At 72.1% G+C, this 22,898-nt stretch carries 20 protein-coding genes; 6 read left to right on the top strand and 14 right to left on the bottom strand.

Annotation, left to right across the window (positions count from 1 at the left end):
- Positions 1 to 13: 13 nt before the first annotated feature.
- The 7 genes from AB0P29_RS03170 to AB0P29_RS03140 are packed head-to-tail and all read right to left on the bottom strand — an operon-like array spanning position 14 to position 9,096.
- Entirely contained in the window at positions 14 to 358 is a 345-nt protein-coding gene (locus AB0P29_RS03170; protein ID WP_064001646.1) for a UBP-type zinc finger domain-containing protein, read from the bottom strand.
- Between the two features lie 14 nt (positions 359 to 372).
- Complete coding sequence (locus AB0P29_RS03165; protein WP_363378409.1) at positions 373 to 2,019, bottom strand: FAD-dependent oxidoreductase; 1,647 nt, start codon at positions 2,017 to 2,019, stop codon at positions 373 to 375.
- A 10-nt stretch (positions 2,020 to 2,029) separates the two neighbouring features.
- Entirely contained in the window at positions 2,030 to 3,862 is a 1,833-nt protein-coding gene (gene nhaA, locus AB0P29_RS03160; RefSeq protein ID WP_363378407.1) for a Na+/H+ antiporter NhaA, read from the bottom strand.
- A 54-nt stretch (positions 3,863 to 3,916) separates the two neighbouring features.
- Complete coding sequence (locus tag AB0P29_RS03155) at positions 3,917 to 5,806, bottom strand: glycogen debranching N-terminal domain-containing protein (RefSeq protein WP_363378402.1); 1,890 nt, start codon at positions 5,804 to 5,806, stop codon at positions 3,917 to 3,919.
- On the bottom strand, positions 5,803 to 6,717 hold the full coding sequence (locus AB0P29_RS03150; protein WP_363378400.1) for a carbohydrate ABC transporter permease: 915 nt from the start codon (positions 6,715 to 6,717) through the stop codon (positions 5,803 to 5,805). Before AB0P29_RS03150 ends, AB0P29_RS03155 begins: the two co-directional genes overlap by 4 nt.
- A complete protein-coding gene (locus AB0P29_RS03145; RefSeq protein ID WP_217532288.1) occupies positions 6,714 to 7,835 on the bottom strand; it encodes a sugar ABC transporter permease in 1,122 nt (373 codons plus the stop codon). The genes AB0P29_RS03150 and AB0P29_RS03145 overlap by 4 nt, the downstream gene beginning before the upstream one ends.
- 1 nt (position 7,836) lies before the next feature.
- On the bottom strand, positions 7,837 to 9,096 hold the full coding sequence (locus AB0P29_RS03140) for an extracellular solute-binding protein (protein WP_363378397.1): 1,260 nt from the start codon (positions 9,094 to 9,096) through the stop codon (positions 7,837 to 7,839).
- A gap of 133 nt (positions 9,097 to 9,229) precedes the next feature.
- Between AB0P29_RS03140 and AB0P29_RS03135 the strand changes: the two genes are divergently transcribed.
- Positions 9,230 to 10,237, top strand: a complete 1,008-nt coding sequence (locus tag AB0P29_RS03135) for a LacI family DNA-binding transcriptional regulator (protein ID WP_363378395.1) — start codon at positions 9,230 to 9,232, stop codon at positions 10,235 to 10,237.
- A 291-nt stretch (positions 10,238 to 10,528) separates the two neighbouring features.
- On the opposite strand, the gene AB0P29_RS03130 is transcribed toward AB0P29_RS03135, so the two are convergent.
- On the bottom strand, positions 10,529 to 11,326 hold the full coding sequence (locus AB0P29_RS03130; RefSeq protein WP_363378540.1) for an IclR family transcriptional regulator: 798 nt from the start codon (positions 11,324 to 11,326) through the stop codon (positions 10,529 to 10,531).
- Between the two features lie 118 nt (positions 11,327 to 11,444).
- Between AB0P29_RS03130 and hutH the strand changes: the two genes are divergently transcribed.
- From hutH to hutI, 3 genes are read left to right on the top strand one after another with little or no spacing between them, the layout of a single operon-like run.
- Entirely contained in the window at positions 11,445 to 13,085 is a 1,641-nt protein-coding gene (gene hutH, locus AB0P29_RS03125; protein ID WP_363378393.1) for a histidine ammonia-lyase, read from the top strand.
- On the top strand, positions 13,082 to 14,746 hold the full coding sequence (gene hutU, locus AB0P29_RS03120) for a urocanate hydratase (RefSeq protein ID WP_363378391.1): 1,665 nt from the start codon (positions 13,082 to 13,084) through the stop codon (positions 14,744 to 14,746). Before hutH ends, hutU begins: the two co-directional genes overlap by 4 nt.
- Positions 14,746 to 15,978: an imidazolonepropionase gene (gene hutI, locus AB0P29_RS03115; RefSeq protein WP_363378538.1), complete on the top strand. Its 1,233-nt coding sequence runs from the start codon at positions 14,746 to 14,748 to the stop codon at positions 15,976 to 15,978. Before hutU ends, hutI begins: the two co-directional genes overlap by 1 nt.
- Here the strand turns inward: hutI and AB0P29_RS03110 are convergent.
- The 5 genes from AB0P29_RS03110 to AB0P29_RS03090 are packed head-to-tail and all read right to left on the bottom strand — an operon-like array spanning position 15,965 to position 20,565.
- Positions 15,965 to 16,447 (bottom strand): histidine phosphatase family protein, encoded by a 483-nt coding sequence (locus AB0P29_RS03110; RefSeq protein WP_064001656.1) that lies wholly within the window; start codon positions 16,445 to 16,447, stop codon positions 15,965 to 15,967. The two genes, hutI and AB0P29_RS03110, sit on opposite strands and share 14 nt — an antisense overlap.
- Positions 16,444 to 17,322, bottom strand: a complete 879-nt coding sequence (locus AB0P29_RS03105; protein WP_363378389.1) for an agmatinase family protein — start codon at positions 17,320 to 17,322, stop codon at positions 16,444 to 16,446. Before AB0P29_RS03105 ends, AB0P29_RS03110 begins: the two co-directional genes overlap by 4 nt.
- A gap of 2 nt (positions 17,323 to 17,324) precedes the next feature.
- Positions 17,325 to 18,596 carry a DUF445 domain-containing protein gene (locus AB0P29_RS03100; RefSeq protein ID WP_363378387.1) on the bottom strand — a complete coding sequence of 424 codons (1,272 nt, stop codon included), beginning with the start codon at positions 18,594 to 18,596 and terminating at the stop codon, positions 17,325 to 17,327.
- 41 nt (positions 18,597 to 18,637) lie between these two features.
- On the bottom strand, positions 18,638 to 19,795 hold the full coding sequence (locus tag AB0P29_RS03095) for an acyl-CoA dehydrogenase family protein (protein ID WP_363378385.1): 1,158 nt from the start codon (positions 19,793 to 19,795) through the stop codon (positions 18,638 to 18,640).
- Positions 19,792 to 20,565 carry an alpha/beta hydrolase gene (locus tag AB0P29_RS03090; protein ID WP_363378383.1) on the bottom strand — a complete coding sequence of 258 codons (774 nt, stop codon included), beginning with the start codon at positions 20,563 to 20,565 and terminating at the stop codon, positions 19,792 to 19,794. Before AB0P29_RS03090 ends, AB0P29_RS03095 begins: the two co-directional genes overlap by 4 nt.
- Positions 20,566 to 20,617: 52 nt before the next feature.
- Between AB0P29_RS03090 and AB0P29_RS03085 the strand changes: the two genes are divergently transcribed.
- Positions 20,618 to 21,022: a hypothetical protein gene (locus AB0P29_RS03085; protein WP_064001661.1), complete on the top strand. Its 405-nt coding sequence runs from the start codon at positions 20,618 to 20,620 to the stop codon at positions 21,020 to 21,022.
- Between the two features lie 6 nt (positions 21,023 to 21,028).
- Here the strand turns inward: AB0P29_RS03085 and AB0P29_RS03080 are convergent, their stop codons facing one another.
- Positions 21,029 to 22,234: an MFS transporter gene (locus tag AB0P29_RS03080; protein WP_363378381.1), complete on the bottom strand. Its 1,206-nt coding sequence runs from the start codon at positions 22,232 to 22,234 to the stop codon at positions 21,029 to 21,031.
- Positions 22,235 to 22,661: 427 nt separating this feature from the next.
- Between AB0P29_RS03080 and nrdH the strand changes: the two genes are divergently transcribed.
- The gene (nrdH, locus tag AB0P29_RS03075; RefSeq protein WP_018188439.1) at positions 22,662 to 22,895 is read left to right on the top strand and encodes a glutaredoxin-like protein NrdH; all 234 of its coding nucleotides are present in this window, start codon (positions 22,662 to 22,664) and stop codon (positions 22,893 to 22,895) included.
- The last annotated feature ends 3 nt before the right edge of the window (positions 22,896 to 22,898 follow it).

Below are 22,898 nucleotides of genomic sequence, written 5' to 3'. Positions count from 1 at the left end.
CCGGCCGTCACCCTCACGTGTGGATGAGCTCGCGCCAGTTCAGCGGCACGCGGCCGCGGGGCCCGGGGGAGGGTTGATCGGCGGGGTGGCTGGTCGGCGGCGCCAACTCGGGACCCTCGAACATCGCCTCGTCGACGTAGTCCCAGTACCAGTCCTCGCCGGGCTCGAAGCTCTGCACGAGCCGGTGGCCGGTCTCGCGGAAGTGCGCCGTCGCGTGCTGCCCGGGCGACGTGTCGCAGCATCCCACGTGCCCGCACGATGCGCAGCGGCGCAGGTGCACCCAGAAGCCCTCATGCTCGTCGCACTCCCGGCAGCCGCTCCCCGACGGGGCGGCGTTGGTGTCGATGTCGGAGCTCATCCGGTTCCTTCCGGTCAGTAGGCGAGGGCGCGGTGGACGGAGGCGACGGCGCTCGACCCCTCGCCGACCGCGGCGGCGACGCGCTTCATGGATCCGCGGCGGACGTCGCCCGCCGCGAACACCCGCGGTGCCGACGTCTCGAACGGGAACGGCTCCCGCCCGAGGTCCCGCCACTGCGCGATGGACTGCACGGCGACGTCGGTCCCGGTGCGGATGAAGCCGTCGGTGTCGCGATCGAGCGTCGGCAGCCACGAGGTGGCCGGGTCCGCCCCGATGAAGCAGAACAGGCCGCGGGCATCGACCGCGCCGGCCGAGTCGATTGTGACCGATTCGAGCGTCCCGTCGCCGTCGAGCCCGGTGACGTGGGATGCCGTGTGCACCCGCACGCGCGGATCCTCGGCCAGCCGGTCGGCGAGGTAGCTCGACATGCGCGCGCGCAGGTCGCCACCGCGCACGACGAGGTGCACCGGCGACCCGTGCGCGGCGAGATAGAGCGCCGCCTGACCCGCCGAGTTCGCCCCGCCGACCACGACCACCGGCTTGCCCTGCACCTGCCGGAGCTCGAGGGGTGTCGCGGCGTAGTAGACGCCCGAGCGCTCGAAGTCCTCCCAACGGTCGAGGGCCAGTCGCCGGTACGCGGCGCCGGAGGTGACGATCGCGCTCCGCGCGCGGATCACGCGGCCGTCGGCGAGGGTCACATCGAGCAGATCCGCACCGACCTGGTCGAGGGCGACCGCCTCGCACGGTGCGTACACCCGCACGCCGAACTTCAGCGCCTGCAGCACCGCCTGCCCGATGAGGTCGCCGCCGCTCACGCCGAAGGGGAACCCGAGGAAGTTCTCGATGCGCGACGTGGATGCCGCCTGCCCGCCCGGGGCGACGGCGTCGAGGAGGACCGTGCTGAGGCCCTCGGAGGCGCCGTAGATCGCGGCGGCCAGTCCCGCGGGCCCGCCGCCCACGACGACGAGGTCCACGATCTCGTCGGACTCGGCCTGGTAGCTGAGTCCGAGGCGCTCGGCGACGAGGCCGGGGGTGGCGCGGGGGATCGGCTCGCCCTGGACGTAGGCGACCGGAAGGTCGTCGGGCGACACGTCGTGACCGTCGAGCGTCGGCAGCTCGTCGGGCGCCAGGGTGACCGCCTTGTGGACGAGGTCGAGGCGTTCGGCGAAGCGCCGGAGCGACAGGAAGTCGTTCGAGGTCGTCGTCCCGACGAACTTCAGGGTCATCGCGGCCGGACCCGTGCGCAGGGATTCCCGCCGGGCCCACAGCGCGTGCAGGATCACGTCGCAGAGCTCGTCGTCCTCGCTCATGATCTCGCGCAGGGCGGCGCGCGAGAGCCGGTGCACGCGACCCGCCTGCGTCACCCGCGCCGACAGGAACGCGCTCTGACCGTTGAGGATGCCGAGCTCGCCGGCGAACCGACCGGGACCGACCGTCGTGATCACCGCTTCGCCGACCCATCGGAGGGCGTCGCGGACGATCTCGACCTCGCCGCTCTCGACGAAGATCAGGTCGTATCCCGCCTCGCCGGTGCGGAAGACGTAGTCGCCGACCTCGACGTCCTGCGGGACGGCTGCCGCGATCAGTCGGTGCCAGTGCGCGTCCGACAGGTCGGGCGACATCATGGCGTCCATCGCGGTGGGAGCGGTTTCTTCGGCCATGCCGATCAACCTACCGACCCGCCGGTGCGACCGGCTCGTCGGCGTTCGATTGCACGGCGCGGATGAGCGACTGCGCGTCGTACGGTCCGGTGTGCCGGCGGCCGTTCACGAAGAAGGTCGGCACCGAGCGGATGTTCATCGCCTCGGCGTCGAACATGTCGTCGCGGACGCGGCTCGCGACGTCCGGCGCGGTCAGGTCGCGTTCGAACCTCGGGACGTCGAGCCCCAGCGTGGCAGCCAGCCGCACGATGTCGGAGGGCAGCTGGTTGTCCTGGTCGGCGAACAGGCCCCGCTCGAACTCGAAGAACTTGCCCTGCTTCGCCGCCGCCTCCGACGCCTCGGCGCCCGCGAGGGCGTTGGGGTGCTGCTCGGTGAGCGGCGCGTGCCGCCAGACGTAGCGCAGGTTCGGGCCGAGCTCGGCCATGACCTCCTGGATCGACCCCGACGCCTTGAGGCAGAAACCGCACTGGAAGTCGCCGTACTCGACGATCTCGTAGGGCGCGTCGAGAGGGCCGAAGATGTGATCGCGGCGCGGGTCGACCGGGCGGACGAGGGTCTGCCCCACCTCCTCCTCGGGGTGGCGCGCATCCGCGACGCGGAAGACCAGTGCGCCGAGGGCGAAGGCCAGGACGGATGCCGCGAGCACCCCCACGCGCGCCTCGTTCTGCGCGTCGGGGTCCTCGATCGCGAGGTCGATGATGAACAGCGAGATGGTGAAGCCGATGCCGGCGAGGGCCGCGCCTCCGGCGATGCGGTCGAGCGAGAGCCCGGGACCGAAGTCGCCGATGCGAAGGGCCTTCAGGACGGCGGTCGACCCCCAGATGCCGGCGAACTTGCCGACGACGAGGCCGACGACGATACCCCATGTGAGCGGCGACTTCGCGGCCGCCGCGAGGATCTCGGGGCTGAGTGTCACGCCCGCGTTCGCCAGCGCGAACAGCGGCAGGATCACGTAGGCGACGTACGGCGCGTACGCGGTCTGCAGTCGCTCGTTGATCGAGATCGACTCGCGGAGGCTGTTCGCCGCCGCGCGGGCGTACTCGGTGCTCGGCGACTGCCGGAAGGTGCGGGCGAGCTCGAGCGCGTGCTCGACGTCGCGGCGGTCGGGGCGGTAGACGGGGACGAGCAGCGCGATGGCGACACCGGCGAGCGTCGGGTGCACACCCGAGGCGAGGAAGGCGAGCCACACGACGATCGCGAGGGTCGCGTAGATCGGCCCGCGCCCGCCGCGGAGGTACCGGACTACGTAGATGCCGACGAGGCCGACGGCGGCGACGAGCAGCGGCATCGGGGTGAAGGTGTCGGTGTAGACGAGGGCGATGATGCTGAGCGCCCCGATGTCGTCGACGACGGCCAGGGCGAGCAGGAACACGCGCAGGCGCCCCGAGCCCCGCGGCCCGATGAGCGCGAGGGCGCCGACCAGGAACGCGGTGTCGGTCGAGATGACGACGCCCCAGGCATCCGCGTTCCCCGTGGGGCCGGCGATGAGGACGAACAGCAGCGCGGGCAGGGCGAGGCCGGCGACGGCGGCGACGACGGGCACGACGGCGCGCGACCAGCTGGTCAGCTCACCGATCGCGAACTCGCGCCGCACCTCGAGGCCGACCGTGAAGAAGAAGATCGCCATCAGGGCGTCGTTCACGAGCGCGTGCAGCGTGAAGTCGAGTCGGATGTCACCGAGTCCGATCGACAGGTGCGTCTCCCAGAAGCCGTGGTAGGTCCCGGACGACAGGTTGGCCCACACGATGGCGGCGGCCGTCGCGATGAGCAGCAGCAGTGCGCCCGTCCGGGCGCGTCCCATCCTGCCGATGTGGTCCGCGATCGAGGCGAGCTCGCGCGCCATGCATCCTCCGGGGATCGAGTCGGACCTCAGTCTCCACCCGAGCCGGGGGAGCTGTCAGCCGGTGCGCGTGACGATTTCGTGACACACCACGGCCGCTGCCGCCGACCACGCCTGCGGTCGGCACGCCGCCGGATACGGGGCCGGCACGGTGACGTCGCTCGCGGCGTCGCCGGCGTGCAGCTCCGGCATGCGGTAGCCGAACGCCTCGGCGGCCGCGAGCATTCCGTCGACGAGCACGTCCGCGTGCGACCGGAGCCCCGCCCGCGCCATGCCGCGCGCGACGATGGCCGTGTCGTGCGCCCACACACTCCCGCCGTGATAGCTGAGCGGCCAGTAGCCACCGGCATCCGTCGACATGGTCCGCAGGCCGAAACCGGACGACATCGACGGTCCGACGAGCAGATCGGCGACGGCGCGTTCCTCTTCCGGGTCGAGGATGCCGGTGCCCAGCAGGTGGCCCGCGTTCGAGGTCAGCGTGTCGACCGCCCGGCCGTCGCGGTCGAGCGCGATCGCCGGGTAGCGGCCCTCGGGGGTCTCGACCCAGAAGCGCTCGCGGAACCTGCGGCGCAGCTCCGCCGCCCAGGTGCGCAGGCGTTCCGCCCCGTCCTCCTCCAGCGCGTCGAGCAGGTCGGCGGCCTTCACGGCTGCCTCGTACGCATAGCCCTGCACCTCGGAGAGGGCGATCGGCCCGGCGGCGAGGGAACCGTCCCGCCACTGGATCGAGTCGCCGGAATCCTTCCACCCCTGGTTGGAGAGGCCGTGACCGGTCTCGTCGACGTAGTCGAGGAAGCCGTCGGCGTTGGCTGCGGCGATCATCCAGTCGAGCGCGTCGTGCATCGTGGGGAGCAGGTCGCGCACCTCGGCCACCGGCATCCCGGCGGCGTGCGCCTCGGCGAGGAGCGTCACCCACAGCGGGGTCGCGTCGACCGTGCCGTAGTAGAGCGGCGGCAGCGAGATGCCCTCGCCGGGCATCGTGAGCGTGCCGGCCCGCAGCTCGTGCGCGATCTTGCCGGGTTCCTCGGCCGTCGCGGGGTCGGCCGTGCTGCCCTGCAGTCGACCGAGGACGCGCAGAGTGGATGCCGCCATGCCCGGGTCCACGGGCAGGAACAGCCGCGCCGCCCACAGCGAGTCGCGCCCGAAGAGCGTGAAGAACCAGGGTGCGCCGGCGGCGAAGAACTCGTCCGCGCTGCCGGTCAGCGTCAGCCGCAGGGCATCGAGGTCGTCGAGGGCCTGCCGCAGCCAGCGGTGCAGGCGGGGATCGGCGCCCGGGGCCTCGGGCACCGCCCAGCCGGCGTCGCGCGACGTCCCGCGCACGACGAGCGACGGGTCGTCGAGGTCGAGGCGCCACGAGACGGTCATCCGGGCCCGCGGCGGGCACTCCAGGTGCCAGGTGAGGACGATTGGGTCCTCGGATGCCGCGACCTCCGCTCCGGGAGCCGACAGCCGCATCGACGCGTCCCCGGCCGTGATCTCGACGGCGTCGCCCGCGAGGGCCCGGTCGACCGCCGCGGCCGGCGCGGCTCCCGACTTGACGTCCTGCATCGAGGTCGCGTCGGGGGTGACGGCGACCTCGAGGACGAGTGGCACCCGCTCGTCGAGGTGCGAGACGAGCGTGAACTCCTCCGTCACGCGGCCGTCCGCGACGGTGCGGCGCCGCGTCAGCCGGATCTTCGGGTCGGGCGTGCGGTCGTCCAGGCGTCGCAGCAGCGCTTCGAAGCGCAGATCGGATGCCGCATCCGCCGACCGTGAGATCCATTCCGGCGCGTGCGTCGCGGCATCCGTCCCGTAGCGCACCCGGGTCGCGCGGACGAACCGGGTGTCGCCGTGGAAGACGCCGTCGATCGCGCCGCTGCCGAGCTCGCCGTCGGCCCGCGACCACACCTGGGTGGGGGCGCGGAGGGCCACGACGGCGTCGGACAGGAAGGGCTGGAGGCCTGCGGTCATCCCTTGACTGCTCCTTCGGAGGTGTTCATGATGCGCTTCTGGAAGATGAAGAAGACGACGGCGACGGGGATCGTCATGAGCGCCGCGGCCGCGAGCTTCAACGGGTACTGCGTGCCCTGGCTCAGCTGACCGGACGACAGGCTCGCCACCCCGCGGGTGAGGGTGAACAGGTCCGGGTCCTGCACCGACACGATGAAGTGGGTCAGCTCGTTCCATGATCCCTGGAACGAGAGGATCACGATCGTGATGAGCGCGGGGCGCGCCATCGGCAGGACGACCGACCAGTACACCCGGAACGTGCCGGCTCCGTCGATGCGCGCCTGTTCCTCGACGGACGGCGGGATCGACTCGAAGAAGTTCTTCATGATGAACACCCCCGCCGCGTCGACGAGGAGGGGCAGCACCATGCCCGCGTACGAGTCGTACATCCCGAGCTGGTTCAGGACGAGGAAGCGGGGGATGAGGAGCACGACCCCCGGCACGGCCATCACGGCGACGACGAGCGCGAAGATGACGCCGCGGCCCCGGAACGTCAACCGTGCGAGGGCGTACCCGGCGAGCGACACGAAGAACACGCGTCCGAGGGTCACGAGGATCGTCACGACCGCCGAGTTCGCGAACCAGAGCGGGAAGTCGCTGTTCAGGAACAGTCGCTCGTAGGCGGCGGTCGTGAAGGTCTGCGGGATCAGCGAGATCGGATTGGATGCCGCCTCCTGCTCGCTCTTGAACGAGGTCGCCACCTGAACGAGGAACGGGTAGATGTACACGAGCGCCAGCCCGGCGAGTACCGCGTACAGCAGCACCTGACCGGTCACCGAGCGAGGGGTGAGGCGCCGGCGTCGGGACGGTGTGGCGTCGATCGGCGCATCGGTCAGCGTCTTCGTGCGGGCGAGGGTCCGGCTGTCGGTCACGACCGTGCTCCCTTCGGGGTGTACGCACGGATGCGTCGCTTCGAGACGGGCCGCTCCCTCAGGATCCAGCGCTGGAAGAGCGTGAACGCGATGATGATGAGGAACAGGATGAACGCGATCGCCGCGCCGATGCCCCAGTCCTGGTTGCTGAAGGCCGACGTGTACGACAGGTAGGCGGGGGTGATCGTCGTCTTTCCCGGCTGCCCCTTCGTGCCCGTGTAGATCTGGTCGAACACCTGCCAGCAGCCGATGAGGCCCAGCGTGATGACGGTGAAGAGGGTGGGTCGCAGCTGCGGCAGCGTGATGCGCCAGAACCGCTGCCACGCGTTCGCGCCGTCCATCATCCCCGCCTCCGTCAGCTCGAAGCCGACGTTCTGGAGGGCGGCGATGAACAGCAGCATGAACGTGCCGCTCGTCGTGAAGACGGCCATGAGGATGAAGGCGCTCATCGCGACCGAGGGTCCGGCGATCCAGTCCCACCCCGACAGGCCGAGGAAGCCGGGCTGCGAGATCGCGGCGGGCGCGGCATCCACGCCGAAGAGGCCGAGGAACAGGTGCACGATGCCGCGGGGGTCGTTGAACCAGTTCGGCCCCTCGCCGCCGGTGACGGCGGCGATGAGGGCGTTGACGGGGCCGGCGGCGCTGAAGAGGAAGATCCACAGCACCGTGATGGCGACCGAGCTCGTCACCGACGGGAAGTAGAAGGCGGTGCGGAAGAAGCCGCGCGCCTTCATCATCCGCCGGCTGACCAGCACCGCGAGGAACAGCGACAGCGCGGTCTGCAGCGGCACGACGAGGAAGACGTACCAGGCGTTGTTCCGCAGCGCCGTGCCGAAGTCGCGGCTGCGCAGCCCCTGGCCCGAGGTCAGCTCGGCGTAGTTGTCGAGTCCGACGAAGTTGACGTTGGGGGAGAGGGGGCTGCCCCGGCCGCCCCAGTCCGAGACGCTCACCCAGAGCGCCATGAGGACGGGGAGGAAGAGGAACACCCCGAGGATCACGACGACGGGAGAGACGAAGAGCCACCCGGCGACTCCCTCGCCGCGACGCAGACCGCGGGAGCGGTGGTCGCGGCGAGGGAGCTTCTCGGGTGCCCGTTCGGTGGCGACGGGCGTCGACATGTCAGCCGACGATCGCCTCGAGGTTGGACTGGACCGACTGCAGGATCGTCGCCGGGTCCCCGTCCTTCAGCGTCGCGAGCTGCGCGTTGAAGTCCGTGAACACGTCCGAGACGCCGTCGTTGGTCGGCACGCCCTGGGCGTAGTCCGCACCGGCGAGGAACGCAGCGAGGTCCGGGTTGTCGGTCGTCCACTGGTCGGCGGCCGACTGCACGGACGGCATCGGGCCGAACGCCTTCGAGAAGGCGAGCTGCTGGTCTGCGCTCGTCAGGTACTCGACGAGGTCGAGCGCGGCCTGCTGGTTGGGGCTGTCGGCGGCCATGCCCCAGCAGTTCGTGAACTGCAGGGTGCCCTTGCCGGCGGGGCCGGCGGGCAGCTCGACGACGAGCGGGTCGACGTCGGGGTAGTCGCCGAGCGCACCGGTGATCCAGTTGCCCTCGATCGTCATGGCGCCCAGCTGCTTGCCGAACGCCTCACCGCCCCAGCCCGCGCCCACATCGGCGGCGTAGGCGAACGTGCCGTCGGCCAGGTGCTCCTTCACGTAGGTGAGCGCGTCGATGTTCTCCTGGCTGTCGGCGACGGCGGACGTGCCGTCCTCCGAGACGAGCCGTCCGCCGGCTTCGGCCATGAAGGCGCCCACCCGCTGGTACTCGCCGCTGAAGACGAGGCCCGTCGTGTCGCCCGAGGTGAGCTTCTTCGCCGCGGCGGCGAGCGAATCCCAGTCGGTCGGGACGTCGGCATCCGTCAGTCCCGCCTGGTCCCACAGGTTCCTGTTGATGATCAGCTGCAGCGTCGAGAAGTCCTTCGGCGCGCAGTAGAACTGGTCGTTGTACGTGAAGTTCTGCACGAGGGACGGGTAGAAGTCGTCCTTGTTCTCGAGCATGTCCCCGTAGGCGATGACCGAGCCGTTGTCGGCGTAGCCCGCCAGGAGCTCGGTCGCGAGGTAGAACAGGTCCGGCGGGTTGCCGCCGGCGAAGCCCTGCGAGAGCTGCTGCGTGAGGTCGGTGGCCGCGACCACCTCGGCGTCGACGCCGGACTCCTCCGACCAGGCGGCGACGGCGTCCTTGACGGCCGTGGTCTCGGCGTCACCGGACGAGCCGATCATGATCGTGAGCGCGTCGTCGGACGAGGTGAGCCCGCCCGCGTCAGTCGGTTCTCCCGAGGCGGCGGGGCCGTCGTCGAAGCCCGAGCCGCCGCATCCGGCGAGGGCCAGTGTCGCCGCGATCCCGATGCCGCCGAGCGCCATCCATCTGCTGTGTCGCATGTCCGTATCTCCTTCGATCCCGGTGCCGTCGATCGTTCCGACCGTGCTGATCTCGGTCGACTTTGAACGATCAAATTGTGGAATGATGCCCAACGTAAGAGGGTGGGTCCGTCCATGTCAAGGGGGTGCGCCGGTGAGTGAGAAGTCGATCACGATCGAGGACGTCGCGGCCCTCGCGGGTGTCTCGCGACAGACGGTGAGCAATGTGCTCAACACTCCGGCGATCGTCAAGACCGCCACACGGGAGCGCGTGCAGGACGCCATCACCCGCCTCGGCTACTCGCCGCACGCCTCCGCGCGCCGGCTCCGCACGCGCCGCAGCGCGACCATCGGCATCCACCTCGACCCCTATGCGGGCGGTATCTCGGGCGTCGTGCTCGACCGCTTCGTGCACGCGCTCACCGAGCGCGCCGGCGACCGCGGCCTGCGGGTGCTCGTGTACGCGGCATCCGATCAGGACGAGGAGATCCGACGGATGTCGGAGCTCGTCGACGCCGGCGACGTCGAAGCCGTCGTCGTCACCGGCACGCGGTACGGCGACCGGCGGCTGGCGTGGCTGACCGAGCGCGGCGTGCCGTTCGTCTCGTTCGGCCGCCCCTGGGACGTCGCCTCGCCCGAGGACAGCGCGCACCTCTGGGTCGACGTCGACGGCGCCTCGGGCACGCGCGCCGCGACCGAGCACGCCCTCACCGTTGGACCGCGCGTCGCGTTCCTCGGCTGGCCCGCGGGGTCGCCGACGGGTGATGACCGGGAGCGGGGGTGGCGCGAGGCGATGACGGATGCCGGTGCCCGCCCCGACCTGCGCCTGTCGGCTGAGGAGCGGGTCGCCGAGGCGAGGGAGCAGGTCGCCGGGCTGCTGGCGACGACGGCAGTCGACGCGATCGTGTGCGCGAGCGACACCCTCGCCGTCGGCGCGCACGTCGCCGCCGTCGCGGCGCAGCGGCCGGACGTGCTCATCATCGGGTTCGACAACACCCCCGCGGTCGAGGCCCTGGGCCTGTCGAGCGTCGAGCAGCTGCCCGAACTGGTCGCCGCCGGCACCCTCGACCTGCTGATGGGCAGCGGTGGCCGCATCGAGCGCCGCGCCGCCGGGGACGGCGAGGGGCACGTGCTGGTCCAGCCGCGCCTCGTCGTCCGCTGAGGCGGGTCGGGCGCGCTACCGGCTTGCCCGGCACCAGCCGAGGAGTTTCCGCCCACCGGCAGCGGATTCCGGACGGTTTCGGCCCACCCGCGCCGATTTCTCCGCGGTTGTAGCCGAGCAGAGAAGTGAGGGAGTCCGGACGGGCGGCACCGGCGGGGGCGGTGATCAGACGGACGTGGCGGCACCTACCGCGGAGGATCGGTCTGTGGGGGCGGGGATAGCGATGGGTTCGGCCAGTTAGGCGGATTTCTCCTCGGTTGATGCCGGGCCGGGCGGGGGAGCCGGCGGCGGTTACCGCCGCCCGATCCGGCGGGAGAGCTCGGCGGCCGCCTCGGCGGTGAGGGTCGCGAGGTGCTCGGGGTCGGCGGGGGCGTCGTCGGGCCAGGTCACGGCGATCGCGGCGGCGGGCCAGTCGGCGTGGTCGCGGACCGCGACACCGACCGAGCGGAATCCGAGCGTGACCTCGCCGTCCTCGCTCGCGTGCCCCGCGGCGCGGGTCTGCCGCAGCAGTTCGCGCAGTTCGCCCGGGCGGCCGGGTCCACGACCCGTGCGCTGGGGGGAGAGGGATGCCGCGTCGGGGAACAATGCGCGCACCTGCTCGCGGGGGAGGGCGGCGAGCATCGCGCGCCCCGTCGCAGTGAGATGCGCGGGGAGGCGGACGCCCACATCGGTGATGAGCGCGGGCCGTCGCGGTGCGCGCTCCTCGACGATGTAGAGGACGTCGCGGCCCGTCATGACGGCGAGGTGCGCGCTCTCACCGGCGCGGTCGGCGAGCTGCGCGACGATCGGGCGGCCGAGACGGGCGAGCGGTTCCTGCCGTGCGTACCCGCCGGCGAGTTCGAACGCGGCCGTGCCGAGTCCCCAGCGTCGGTCGCCCTCGAGGTGCACGACGAACCCGTGCGCGGCCATCGCCGCGAGTAGGTGGTAGACGCTCGACCGCGGGATGCCGAGATGGCTCGCGATCGTCTGCGCCGCCACCGGCCCGCGCTGGTGTGCCAGGAAGCTCAGGATGCGGAGCGTCTGATCCGCGGCGGGGACCTGCGGCTTGTGCGGGGTCGGCGGTGTGTCTGGGATCGGCGCCCGCGGCATGTCTGGGATCGGCGCCGGAGGCTTGTCTGAGATCGGCGCCTGCGGCTTGTCTGAGATCACAGACACAGGATGCCACGCGCGCCGCCCGCCGAGGCGGCGCAGCCGATGGAATCAGACCATGCCCGTCCTCACCACCGTCACCCTCGGCGACGCCCCGCTCACACCCGCCGAGGTCGTCGCCGTCGCCCGGCACGACGCGCGCGTCGCGGTCTCCGACGCCGCGCTCGCCCGCACGGCCGAGACCCGCGCCCTCATCGAACGCCTCGCCGACGACCCGCAGCCGCACTACGGCATCTCGACCGGCTTCGGCGCGCTCGCCACGACGTTCATCGTCCCCGACCGGCGCCGCCAGCTGCAGGCGAGCCTCATCCGCTCGCACGCGGCGGGCACGGGACCCGAGGTCGAGCGCGAGGTCGTCCGCGCCCTGCAGCTGCTGCGCCTGCAGACCCTCGCGACCGGTCGCACCGGCGTCCGCCCGGTCGTCGTCGAAACGTACGCGGCGATGCTCAACGCCGGCATCACCCCGATCGTGCACGAGTACGGCTCGCTCGGCTGCTCGGGCGACCTCGCCCCGCTCTCGCACATCGCGCTCGCCGCGCTCGGCGAGGGACCGGTCCGCACGGCGGACGGCACGCGGACGGATGCCGCCGAGGCACTGGCGACCAGCGGCATCCGTCCCCTCGTCCTCGAGGAGAAGGAGGGTCTCGCCCTCATCAACGGCACCGACGGGATGCTCGGGATGCTGGCGCTCGCCCTCGCCGACCTCGACACCCTGCTCGCGACCGCCGACCTCGCCGCCGCCCTGTCGGTCGAGAGTCAGCTCGGCACCGACGCCGTCTTCGCGGCCGACCTCATGGCACTCCGCCCGCAGTCGGGGCAGGCCGTGTCGGCCGCGAACCTGCGCCACGCGCTCGCCGACTCGCCGATCGTCGCGAGCCACCGCGATCCGGCCGTCTGCACCCGCGTGCAGGACGCCTACTCGCTGCGCTGCTCGCCGCAGGTCCACGGCGCCGCCCGCGACACCCTCGACCACGCCCGCACGGTCGCGGAGCGCGAGCTGGCGTCGGCCGTCGACAATCCGGTCGTGACCCCCGACGGGCGCGTCGAGTCGAACGGCAACTTCCACGGCGCGCCGGTCGCGTACGTCCTCGACTTCCTCGCGATCGCCGTCGCCGACGTCGCCTCGATCTCGGAGCGCCGCACTGATCGCGCGCTCGACCGCTCGCGGGGCAACGGCCTGCCGCCGTTCCTCGCCGACGAGGTGGGCGTCGACAGCGGCCTGATGATCGCGCAATACGCTGCGGCGGGGATCGTCTCGGAGCTCAAGCGCCTCGCCGTGCCGGCATCCGTCGACTCGATCCCGTCGTCGGCGATGCAGGAGGACCACGTGTCGATGGGCTGGGCCGCCGCCCGCAAGCTGCGCCGCGCGATCGACGGGCTCGCGCGCGTCCTCGCGATCGAGGTGGTGACGGGATGCCGCGCCCTCGACCTCCGCGCCCCGTTGCAGCCCGCGCCGGTCACCGGCGCCGTGCGCGACCTCGTCCGCACGGTCGTCGAGGGACCGGGACCCGACCGCTTCGTCGCCCCCGACCTCGAGGCCGTGACGCAGCTCGTGGTGTCGGGTGAGATCGCCCGCACCGCATTCGGACCAGCCGTCGAGCGGACATCCGCCGTCGCGCGGACGAATCCCCCCGAAACCGTCCGCTCGAGCGCAGATCTCCGCTCGAGTGCCGCACCGTTCGAAGGAGAACAGGCATGACCGCCACGACCACGACCCGCACCGTCCGCGCGGCGCGAGGCGCCGAACGCACCGCGAAGAGCTGGGGCGCCGAGGCGGCCAAGCGGATGCTGATGAACAACCTCGACCCCGAGGTCGCCGAGCACCCCGAGGATCTCGTCGTCTACGGCGGCACGGGCAAGGCGGCCCGCACGTGGGAGGCGTACGACGCGATCGTCCGCACGCTCGACGAGCTCGAGCCCGACGAGACGCTGCTCGTGCAGTCCGGCAAGCCGGTCGGCGTGTTCCGCACGCACGAGTGGGCGCCGCGGGTCCTCATCGCGAACTCGAACCTCGTCGGCGACTGGGCGACGTGGCCCGAGTTCCGCCGCCTCGAGCACCTCGGCCTGACGATGTACGGCCAGATGACGGCAGGGTCATGGATCTACATCGGCACGCAGGGCATCCTGCAGGGCACGTACGAGACCTTCGCCGCCGTCGCGCGCTCGCTCGGCCGCGACTCGCTCGCCGGGACGCTCACCCTCACGGGCGGCGCGGGCGGCATGGGCGGCGCGCAGCCGCTCGCGGTCACGATGAACGGGGGAGCGGTCCTCGTCGTCGACGTCGACGAGTCGCGCCTGCGCCGCCGCGTGGAGCACGGTTACCTCGACGAGCACACCGCCGATCTCGATGCGGCCGTCGAGCGGGCGCTCGCGGCGAAGGCGGCGGGCGAGGCGCGCTCGATCGGCGTCGTGGGGAACGCGGCGGACGTGTTCCCCGAGCTCTTGCGCCGCGGCATCCCGATCGACATCGTGACGGACCAGACGAGCGCGCACGACCCGCTCGCGTACCTGCCCTCGGGCGTCGCGTTCGAGGAGTGGAGGGCGCAGGCCTCCGCCGATCCCGACGGTTTCACGGAGCGGTCGCGGGCGTCGATGGCGCGGCACGTGGAGGCGATGGTCGGGTTCCAGGATGCCGGGGCCGCGGTCTTCGACTACGGCAACTCGATTCGCCGCGAAGCCGAGCTCGGCGGCTACGACCGCGCGTTCGCGTTCCCCGGGTTCGTCCCGGCCTACATCCGGCCGCTGTTCGCGGAGGGCAAGGGACCGTTCCGCTGGGTCGCGCTGTCGGGCGACCCGGAGGACATCGCGAAGACCGACCGCGCCGTCGCAGAGCTCTTCCCCGACGACACCGCGCTGCACCGCTGGCTCGAGAAGGCCGGTGAGAAAGTGCATTTCGAGGGCCTTCCTGCGCGCATCTGCTGGCTCGGCTACAAAGAGCGCCACCTCGCGGGACTGAAATTCAACGAGATGGTCGCCTCGGGTGAGCTGTCGGGGCCGATCGTGATCGGCCGAGACCACCTCGACGCGGGGTCGGTCGCGAGCCCGTACCGCGAGACCGAGGCGATGGCCGACGGCTCGGACGCGATCGCCGACTGGCCGCTGCTCAACGCGCTCCTCAACACGGCGTCGGGGGCGGCCTGGGTGTCGATCCACCACGGCGGCGGCGTCGGCATCGGGCGTTCGATCCACGCCGGGCAGGTCACCGTCGCCGACGGCACGCCGCTCGCGGCCGAGAAGCTCGCGCGCGTGCTGGTGAACGACCCCGGCACGGGTGTCATGCGTCACGTCGACGCCGGGTACGACCGTGCGAAGGAGGTCGCCCGCGAGCGCGGCCTGACCGTCCCCATGCTGGACGCGTGATGGCGACCCTCTTCACCGGCATCGCCGAGCTGACGACGAACGCGGATGCCGCGGCCCCGACCGCGACCATCGCCGACGCCGCCCTCCTCGTTGCCGACGGCCGGGTCGCGTGGGCGGGCGCCGCCTCCGACGCCGAGACTGCAGTCAGAGCCCGAGACAGCGGTCTGTCGCCGATGTCTCGGCCTGCCGCTGCAGTCTCGCAGTCGGAGGTCGAGGTCACGCGCGTCGACCTCGGCGGTCGGGCGGTCATCCCGGGTTTCGTGGACAGCCACACGCACCTCGTGTTCGCCGGGGATCGCGCCGACGAATTCGAGGCGCGGATGACGGGCGTCCCGTATGCCGCGGGCGGCATCCGCCGTACCGTCGCCGCCACCCGCGCGGCGACGGACGACGAACTGCGCGCGCGGCTCGCCGCGCTCGTCGACGAACTGCACGCGCAGGGGACGACGACGGTCGAGGTGAAGACGGGGTACGCCCTCACCCTCGACGGCGAGGAACGTCTCGCCCGGCTCGCCGCGGAGGTGACCGACGAGGTCACGTACCTCGGGGCGCATGTCGTCCCCGAGGGAGCCGCCCGCGAGGCGTACGTCGACCTCGTGTGCGACGGGATGCTCGCCGCGGTCCGACCGCACGTCCGCTGGGTCGACGTGTTCTGCGAGCGGGGTGCGTTCACCGAGGCCGAAAGCGAGCGCATCCTGCGCGCCGGGGCGGCGGCGGGCCTCGGCGTCCGCGTGCACGGCAACCAGCTCGGTGAAGGGCCGGGCGTGCAGCTCGCGGTGCGGCTGGGCGCGGCATCCGTCGACCACTGCACTCATCTGACGGATGCCGACATCGCGGCCCTCGCGGGATCGGACACCGTCGCAACCCTGCTGCCGGGCGTCGAGTTCTCGACGCGCCAGCCGTACCCCGACGCGCGTCGGCTGATCGACGCCGGCGTCACAGTGGCGCTCGCGAGCGACTGCAATCCGGGCTCGTCGTTCACGAGCTCGATGCCGCTCATGATCGCCCTCGCCGTGCGCGAGATGGGGATGACCGTCGGCGAGGGGGTGTGGGCGGCCACCGCCGGGGGTGCGCGGGCGCTGCGCCGCAGCGACGTCGGCCACCTCGGCGTGGGTGCGCGCGCGGACCTCGTCGTCCTCGACGCACCGAGTCGGCGGCACCTGGCCTACCGGCCGGGGGTGCCGCTCGTCCACCGCGTGTACCGCGGCGGCGAGGTGATCAGTCCCCGCTGACGTCCCGCGGGGTGTCGAGATTCCAGCGCGCCGGCGGGACGGCGGTCGCGACGTCCCAATCGTCGGTGTCCCAGACGAAGGTCGCGACGGCGCACGTCGGCATCGCGCCGATCCCGCCGTCCGACAGCTGCTCGGCGAGCACCGTCATCCCCGGGTCGTGCGCGACGACCATGACGTCGGTGACGCCGCTCGCGGCGGCGGTCGCGAGCAGCCGCGAGCCCGGGGCGCCGTACAGGCCCTCATCGGTCTCGACCGAAACGCCGAGCGCGTCGGCGAACGTTTGCGCCGTCGTCCGCGCACGCACGGCGGTCGACGACAGGATGCGGGCCGGTCGCACGCCGGTCGCGGCGAGCCGTCGCGCCATGACCGGGGCGTCCCGCCGCCCGCGGTCGTTCAGCGGACGTTCGTGGTCGTCGAGTCCGGTGCCCCAGTCGCTCTTGGCGTGACGGACGAGGATGAGGGTGATCATGCGAGGGCCCTTCCGGCGAGCAGTTCCAGGACGCAGAGCGCCGCGAGTCTGACGGTGCGGCCGTCTGCGGCATCCGCCGTCGCGTCCACCTCTACGACGTCGGCGCTGACGACGCGACGATCCCCGGCCGCCGCGCGGACGAGGGCGCGCAGCTCCCACGCCTCGAGTCCGCCGGGGACGGATGCCGGGCATCCCGGCGCGACGGAGCGGTCGCAGACGTCCACGTCGATGTCGAGGTGCACGTCGCCGGCGCCGCGTGCGATCGACAGCGCCTGGATCATGACGTCCTCGGCGCCACGGCGCCGGACCTCGTCGAGGGTGATGACCGTGATGCCGAGGTCGGCGGCGCGCTCTGCGTAGGCGACCGAGTTGGCGAAGTCCGCGATGCCGATCTGCACGATGCGCCGCGGGTCGAGACCGTCCTCGACGAGGCGGCGGACGGGGGAGCCGTTCGACACCCCGTCGCGCAGGTCAAAGTGCGCGTCGAGGGTGATGAGCCCCGACACCCCCGCGCCCTGTGCGGTCGCGTAGGTGACGGAGTTGTCGCCGCCGACGGCGATCACGAGACCGGATGCCGCGCGCAGCCCGCGGACGCGCTCGCGCACGCGCGCCTCGCCCTCGGGTCCGTCGGGGTCGGCGACGTCACCGGCGTCCGCGATCCGGAGCGCCTCGTTCAGGTCGACGGGGGGAGGGCCGAGCAGGGTCGGGCTGAACCGGCGCAGCGCCTCGCGCACGGCGGCGGGTGTCGCGTGCGCCCCGGTAGGGGACAGCGACGTGCGGAAGGCGGGCAGGCCGAGGATCGCAGCATCCACCCGCCCGTCCGGAGCCGGCCAGTCCCCGGCGCGCGGCCAGAGCGGATCGACGGAGAGCGCCATGGTCAGGGGAGCAGCAGGTGGGCGACGGTGAAGATCACGAGGCCGGCGAGGGCACCCACGATCGTGCCGTTGAGGCGGATGTACTGCAGGTCGCGGCCGACCTGCAGCTCGATCTTCTGGCTCGTCTCGTCGGCGTCCCAGCGCTCCACGGTGTCGGTGATGATCGACGCGATGTCGTGGCGGTAGCGATCGACGAGGAAGACGGCGGCATCCGCGATGCGCTTGTCGACGCGTTCCTGCAGCGCCGTGTCGGTCGCGAGCCGGTCGCCGAGGTCGCCGAGTGCGGCGGTCACGCGACGGCGGAGCGGGCTGTCCTCGTCGGCGAGGGAGCGCAGCAGGCCGGCCTTCGCGGTGTTCCACGCGTCGGCGGCGAGGGCGCGCACCCGCGGGCTGTCGAAGACGGCGCTCTTCGCGCCCTCGAGTCGGCCGATGGTCTCGGGGTCGTGCTGCAGGTTGTCGGCGAGGCGCTCGAGGTACTGGTCGAGCGCCTTGCGCGCCGGGTGCTCGGGGTCGCGCTGCACGGCCGCGACAAACTTCGTCGCCTCGTGGTACACGGTGTCGTCCACGAGCCGCATCGCCACCGACGGCACCCAGGACGGCAGACGGCGGGAGACGAGACCGTCGAACGCCTCGCGGTTCGCGTCGAGCCAGCGGGCGATGCTGTCGACGCCCAGGTCGACCGCGCCGCGGTGGGCGTCGGCATCCACCACCCGCGAGAGCCACGTCCCGAGCGACGGACCCCACGACGGGCTCAGCAGGTGCTCGTGCGCGAGGTCGCTGATGAGGTCCTGCACCTCGTCGTCGCTCAGCGCGGTCAGGATGCCGCTGGCCATCGTCGACGCCTCGGCCGCGACGGTCTTCGCGTGGGCCGGGTCCTGCAGCCAGGTGCCCGCGGTCCGTGCGATGTGCGTGGACTCGAGCTTGTGGCGGACGACGCCGCCCTCGAGGAAGTTGGTCTCGACGAACTCGCCGAGCGTGCGACCGATCTCGTCCTTCCGGCGCGGGATGATCGCCGTGTGCGGGATCGGGATGCCCAGCGGATGCCGGAACAGCGCCGTCACCGCGAACCAGTCCGCGAGCGCGCCGACCATGCCGCCCTCGGCCGCCGCGCGCACGTACCCCCAGCCCGAGAGGTCCTTCTCGAGGATGAACGCGATGACGAAGACGATCGCCATGAACAGCAGGGCGCCGAGCGCGACCGCCTTCATGGTGCGGAGCCCGCGATACCGCTGCTGATCAGCGGTGCTCAGCGAGCCGTACGGGATGCGGGCCATTCGGCCATCCTGCCACGGCGCCCCTCACGCGCCGGGGCGACTCACGGCTCGAGCGGACCCAGCCACGCGTTCGCGAGCGCGCCGTGCACCGACTCGGGGTCGGACGGGTGGAACAGACCGGCCAGCACGTCGCGGTAGAGCCGGCTCAGTTCGTTGCGGGTGAAGAACGACGAGCCGCCGGCGACGAGCATCGCCTCGTCGACGACCTGCTTCGCCGTCACCGCCGCGCGGTGCTTGATCGCCGACAGCTTCGGGAACCACATCGCGCCGTGGTCGACGAGGCCGTCGACGTCGGCGGCGAGGGTCTCGACCTGCACGGGCAGGGCGTCGTAGGCGAGGGCCATGTCGGCGACCCGCCACCGGATGTCGGGGTCCTGGCTGTAGGCACGGCCCGTCTTCTTCGAGGTCCGGGCGCGCGCCGTCTCGACCGCGAGGTCGAGGGCACGGCGCGCGATGCCGGTGTACACCGAGGCGAGCAGGATCTCGAACGCGCTGAAGATGCCGAAGACGAGCGGGTCGGGACTCGGCCCGACCGGCAGCCGACGGATGATCCGGTCGGCGGGGGCGACCGCACCGTGCAGCTCGGTCGTGCGCGACTGGGTGCCCCGCATCCCGAGCGTGTCCCAATCGTCGCGCGTGACGACGGCGTCGCTGCGCGGGACGAAGCCGAACACGAGCCGCGGGTCGTCGGGGTCGGACGCGTCCAGGCCGTGGAGCCCGAGGTGCGTCCACACCGGCGCGAGCGACGTGAAGATCTTGGTGCCCGTGAAGGCGTACGAGCCGTCGGGCTGAGGCGCGGCATCCGTGTCGCTGCCGAACAGGACGAGGTCGTTGCCCGCCTCGCTGATGCCGAAGGCGAACACCTCGCCGCGGGCGGCGCCCTCCTGCAGAAAGCGCAGGGCGTCGTCGCCCCGGTCGGACATCACCTTCGCGACACCGGTCCAGACGAGGTGCATGTTGATCGCGAGCGCCGTGGCGGGGGCCGCGCCCGCGAGCCGCTGCTGCAGGACGGATGCCTCGCGCAGGCCGAGTCCCGCACCGCCGAGCTCCGTCGGCACGAGGATTGCGAGGTAACCCGCCGCCCGGAGGTCGGTGAGGTCCTCCTCGGGGAACACGTTCTCGGCGTCGACGGCGGCCGCGCGCGAGCGGATGCGCGCGAGCAGATCGTCGGGCAGGTGTGTGGCGACGTCGAAGCTCATGCGCCCAGCCCCCAGGCGGCGACCGCGTCGAGCAGGGCCCGCGCGGCGGCATCCGGAGCATCGCGGTGGGGCGAGTGCCCCGTGCCCGGCACGACGGCCATCGACACGAGCGGGTTCTGCTGCACCTCGGCCGCGAGCGCCCCCCTGAAGATGGAGTACACCGCGGGATCGCCGGCGATGACGTGGGTCGGCACGGTGAGACGGGATGCCGCCTCCCGCACATCCCACGGGGTGTTCTGCGTGCCCGTCGCCTCGACCGCCGAGCGACTCGCCTGCGCGGCGGCGATCGCCTTCAGCTCGACGTCAACGTCGAGCCACCCGGGGTGGGCGGCGCGGACGGCGGCGATCGAGGTGTCGGCGAACGCCTGCTCCTGGCTCGCGCGGACGCTCTCACGGTCCTCGTCGGAGAGGTGGATGGCGGGGTCGACGAGCACGAGATGGCGGGTCCACGTCGGCGCGTCGGCCGCAGCGACGGTCGCGGCGGCGCCGCCGAGGGAGTGGCCGAGGACGAGGTCCCACGTCCCGTCGCCGGCGGGACGGGTGTGGACGAGGTCGGTCGCGTACGCCGCGATCGAGTAGTCGAGCGCGCGCGGGGCGGTGCCGTGCCCGCGCAGGTCGACGGCCTCGACGTGCCAGCCGGCGTCGGCGAGGGCGACGGCGTAGCGCCACATGAGCGCGCCGTTCGAGCCCAGACCGTGGACGAGGAGGGCGTGCCGCGGCGCGCGCGGGTCGCCCCAACCGAGGCGGGGGAGGGTGACGGGTGACGGCATGCTCTCAGCCTAGGACGGGCCCCGCGCCCCGGTGCCGGGCCAGGATGGGGGCATGATCTCCACCGACCTGGCACGCGAGCTGCGCGCGAGCGGCCTGACCTGGCGTCCCCGCTCCGGCGACCGGTTCCAGCTCGACGAGCCCGAGTTCGAGGCGGACGTCTACACCGTCAGCGAGATGACCGTCGAGGCGCGCAGCTATCCGACCGGCGACCTGCTCGCCTTCAACGGCACGACCGAGTGGGCGCTCGACTCGGTCGCGCTCGAGGACGCCCTGTGGCTGCCCTCCGAGGCGCAGCTGCGCGAGCTGCTGCGGGGGACGTTCCGCGCGTTGCGGCGCCTGCCCGACACGCACGAGGTCGAGATCGAAGTGGATGCCGCGCCCCACCGGTTCCGGCATCCCGAACCCGCCGACGCCTACGGTCAGGCCCTGCTGTTCCTGCTCGGGCGGATCCGCTGACCGCGCTCAGGTGATGAGGGGGACCGGCTCGGTGTCGGGGATCGGGCTCGCGTCGCGGCCGCGGAGGTCGGGGAACCCGCGCACGAAGACCGCCGCCACGAGCGCGCCCGCGACGGCGAACGCCGACGCGGCGAAGAAGGCGCCGACCGCCCCCATGCCGTCGATGAGGAACCCCGCGACGGCCGAGCCGGCCGCGGCGCCGATGAGCTGGCCGGTGCCGATCCAGCCGTAGGCCTCGGCGGTCTCGCTGAAGCGGACGCTCGCGCTCGTGATGGCGAACATGACGGCGAGGGCCGGGGCGATGCCGAGGCCCGCGACGAAGAGCGAGGCGCCCATCCACCAGGCGTTCAGGCTGATGATGACGAGGGTGACCCCGACGGCCACGATCGTGAGGCGGCGGGCCATCGCCCAGCGGCCGATCGGGATGTGCCCGAACCCGAGGCCGCCCGCGAGGCTGCCGACGGCGAAGACGGCGAGGACGAGACCCGCCTCGATGCCCTCGTGCCCGAAGGTCGCGACGACGCCCGCCTCGACCGCGGCGCACGCGCCCACGAGGAGGAAGCCGGTCACGGTCGAGAGCAGCACGACGGGCTTGCCGAGGACGCGACCGAAGCCGCGGCGGCTGCGGGGGATGCGGACGCGCCCCACCTCGGGCGAGGCGATGAACCAGGCGCATCCGCCGATGAGGATGGCGACGATCAGCAGGAGCGCGGGGACGGTGCCGATCTGGGTCGCGACGAGGGTGATGACGACGGGCGCGAAGATCCAGATGATCTCCTGCAGGCTCGCATCCAGCGAGAAGAGGGGCGTCAGCTGCCGCGAGGTGACGATCTTCGGGTAGATCGTGCGGACGGCCGGCTGCACGGGCGGGTTGGCGATGCCGGCGATGAAGCCGAACACGATGAACCCCGGCATCCCGAACGGATTGAGGGCGAGGGCGAACACGGCGGCGGCGCAGACGACGGCGGTGAGGGTGAGGACGCGCCGCATCCCCCAGACACCCATCCACCGGCTGGTCACCGGGCCGGAGATCGCCTGGCCGATCGACAGTGCGGCGAGGACGATGCCGGCGGCGCCGTACGACCCGGTCGACTGCTCGACGTGGAGGAGGACGGCGAGGCTCGTCATCCCGCTCGGGAACCGTGCCGTCAACTGTGCCGCGATGATGCGCGCGACGCCCGGGACGCGCAGGAGTTCCGAGTATCCCGCCACCCCTTGATCGTACCGACCGCCGACGACGTCCGACGGGGGTGCGGGGCCGGCGCGACACGCCGCGACACGCCCGACACGCCGACCGGTCCCGGAATGGGATGTCGGTGGCCCGCTCTAGCGTGCGACCTGTGGACAACCGTCCGGTCCCGGGAGGGTTTCGGCCGGAATCCTGGCCTTTTCGACCCCCTTCCGGACCTGCCGGTTTGGGGATGAAACGGTGGAGAACTTGTGTTGTACCTGTGGAGGACGGCGGAAAAACTACACGGATGTAACTACTACCCCTTGTGGTGCTTTCCGGTGTCCGTACCCATATGTAGTATTGAGCTCCCGGCGGGCTCCCAGCCTTCCGGCCAATGGATTCACCCCCAGATTTCACACGAGATGGACCCCGCGCGACGGGTTCCGGAGGACGAGAGAGGTTCGACGAATGGCGATCACTGTGTACACGAAGCCGTCCTGCGTGCAGTGCAACGCGACGTACCGCGCGCTGGACTCCAAGGGCATCGACTACGAGGTCCTCGACCTCTCCGAGGACCCGGCGGCGCTCGAGCACGTCAAGTCGCTCGGCTACCTGCAGGCCCCCGTCGTCGTGACCGACGAGGACCACTGGTCGGGCTTCCGTCCCGACAAGATCGACGAGCTCGCCTCGCGCCTGGTCTGAGCG

Source organism: Microbacterium sp. NPDC080220 (assembly GCF_040686395.1).
Lineage (GTDB): Bacteria > Actinomycetota > Actinomycetes > Actinomycetales > Microbacteriaceae > Microbacterium > Microbacterium gawkjiense.
This window is presented reverse-complemented; position numbering and strand designations above follow the sequence as displayed.

Bases quoted from the DNA above. Each gene is read 5' to 3' on its own strand.
- AB0P29_RS03170 (WP_064001646.1), bottom strand. From the start codon at position 358: ATGAGCTCCGACATCGACACCAACGCCGCCCCGTCGGGGAGCGGCTGC.
- AB0P29_RS03165 (WP_363378409.1), bottom strand. From the start codon at position 2,019: ATGGCCGAAGAAACCGCTCCCACCGCGATGGACGCCATGATGTCGCCC.
- nhaA (WP_363378407.1), bottom strand. From the start codon at position 3,862: ATGGCGCGCGAGCTCGCCTCGATCGCGGACCACATCGGCAGGATGGGA.
- AB0P29_RS03155 (WP_363378402.1), bottom strand. From the start codon at position 5,806: ATGACCGCAGGCCTCCAGCCCTTCCTGTCCGACGCCGTCGTGGCCCTC.
- AB0P29_RS03145 (WP_217532288.1), bottom strand. From the start codon at position 7,835: ATGTCGACGCCCGTCGCCACCGAACGGGCACCCGAGAAGCTCCCTCGC.
- AB0P29_RS03140 (WP_363378397.1), bottom strand. From the start codon at position 9,096: ATGCGACACAGCAGATGGATGGCGCTCGGCGGCATCGGGATCGCGGCG.
- AB0P29_RS03130 (WP_363378540.1), bottom strand. From the start codon at position 11,326: ATGCCGCGGGCGCCGATCCCAGACACACCGCCGACCCCGCACAAGCCG.
- hutH (WP_363378393.1), top strand. From the start codon at position 11,445: ATGCCCGTCCTCACCACCGTCACCCTCGGCGACGCCCCGCTCACACCC.
- hutU (WP_363378391.1), top strand. From the start codon at position 13,082: ATGACCGCCACGACCACGACCCGCACCGTCCGCGCGGCGCGAGGCGCC.
- hutI (WP_363378538.1), top strand. From the start codon at position 14,746: ATGGCGACCCTCTTCACCGGCATCGCCGAGCTGACGACGAACGCGGAT.
- AB0P29_RS03110 (WP_064001656.1), bottom strand. From the start codon at position 16,447: ATGATCACCCTCATCCTCGTCCGTCACGCCAAGAGCGACTGGGGCACC.
- AB0P29_RS03105 (WP_363378389.1), bottom strand. From the start codon at position 17,322: ATGGCGCTCTCCGTCGATCCGCTCTGGCCGCGCGCCGGGGACTGGCCG.
- AB0P29_RS03100 (WP_363378387.1), bottom strand. From the start codon at position 18,596: ATGGCCCGCATCCCGTACGGCTCGCTGAGCACCGCTGATCAGCAGCGG.
- AB0P29_RS03095 (WP_363378385.1), bottom strand. From the start codon at position 19,795: ATGAGCTTCGACGTCGCCACACACCTGCCCGACGATCTGCTCGCGCGC.
- AB0P29_RS03090 (WP_363378383.1), bottom strand. From the start codon at position 20,565: ATGCCGTCACCCGTCACCCTCCCCCGCCTCGGTTGGGGCGACCCGCGC.
- AB0P29_RS03085 (WP_064001661.1), top strand. From the start codon at position 20,618: ATGATCTCCACCGACCTGGCACGCGAGCTGCGCGCGAGCGGCCTGACC.
- nrdH (WP_018188439.1), top strand. From the start codon at position 22,662: ATGGCGATCACTGTGTACACGAAGCCGTCCTGCGTGCAGTGCAACGCG.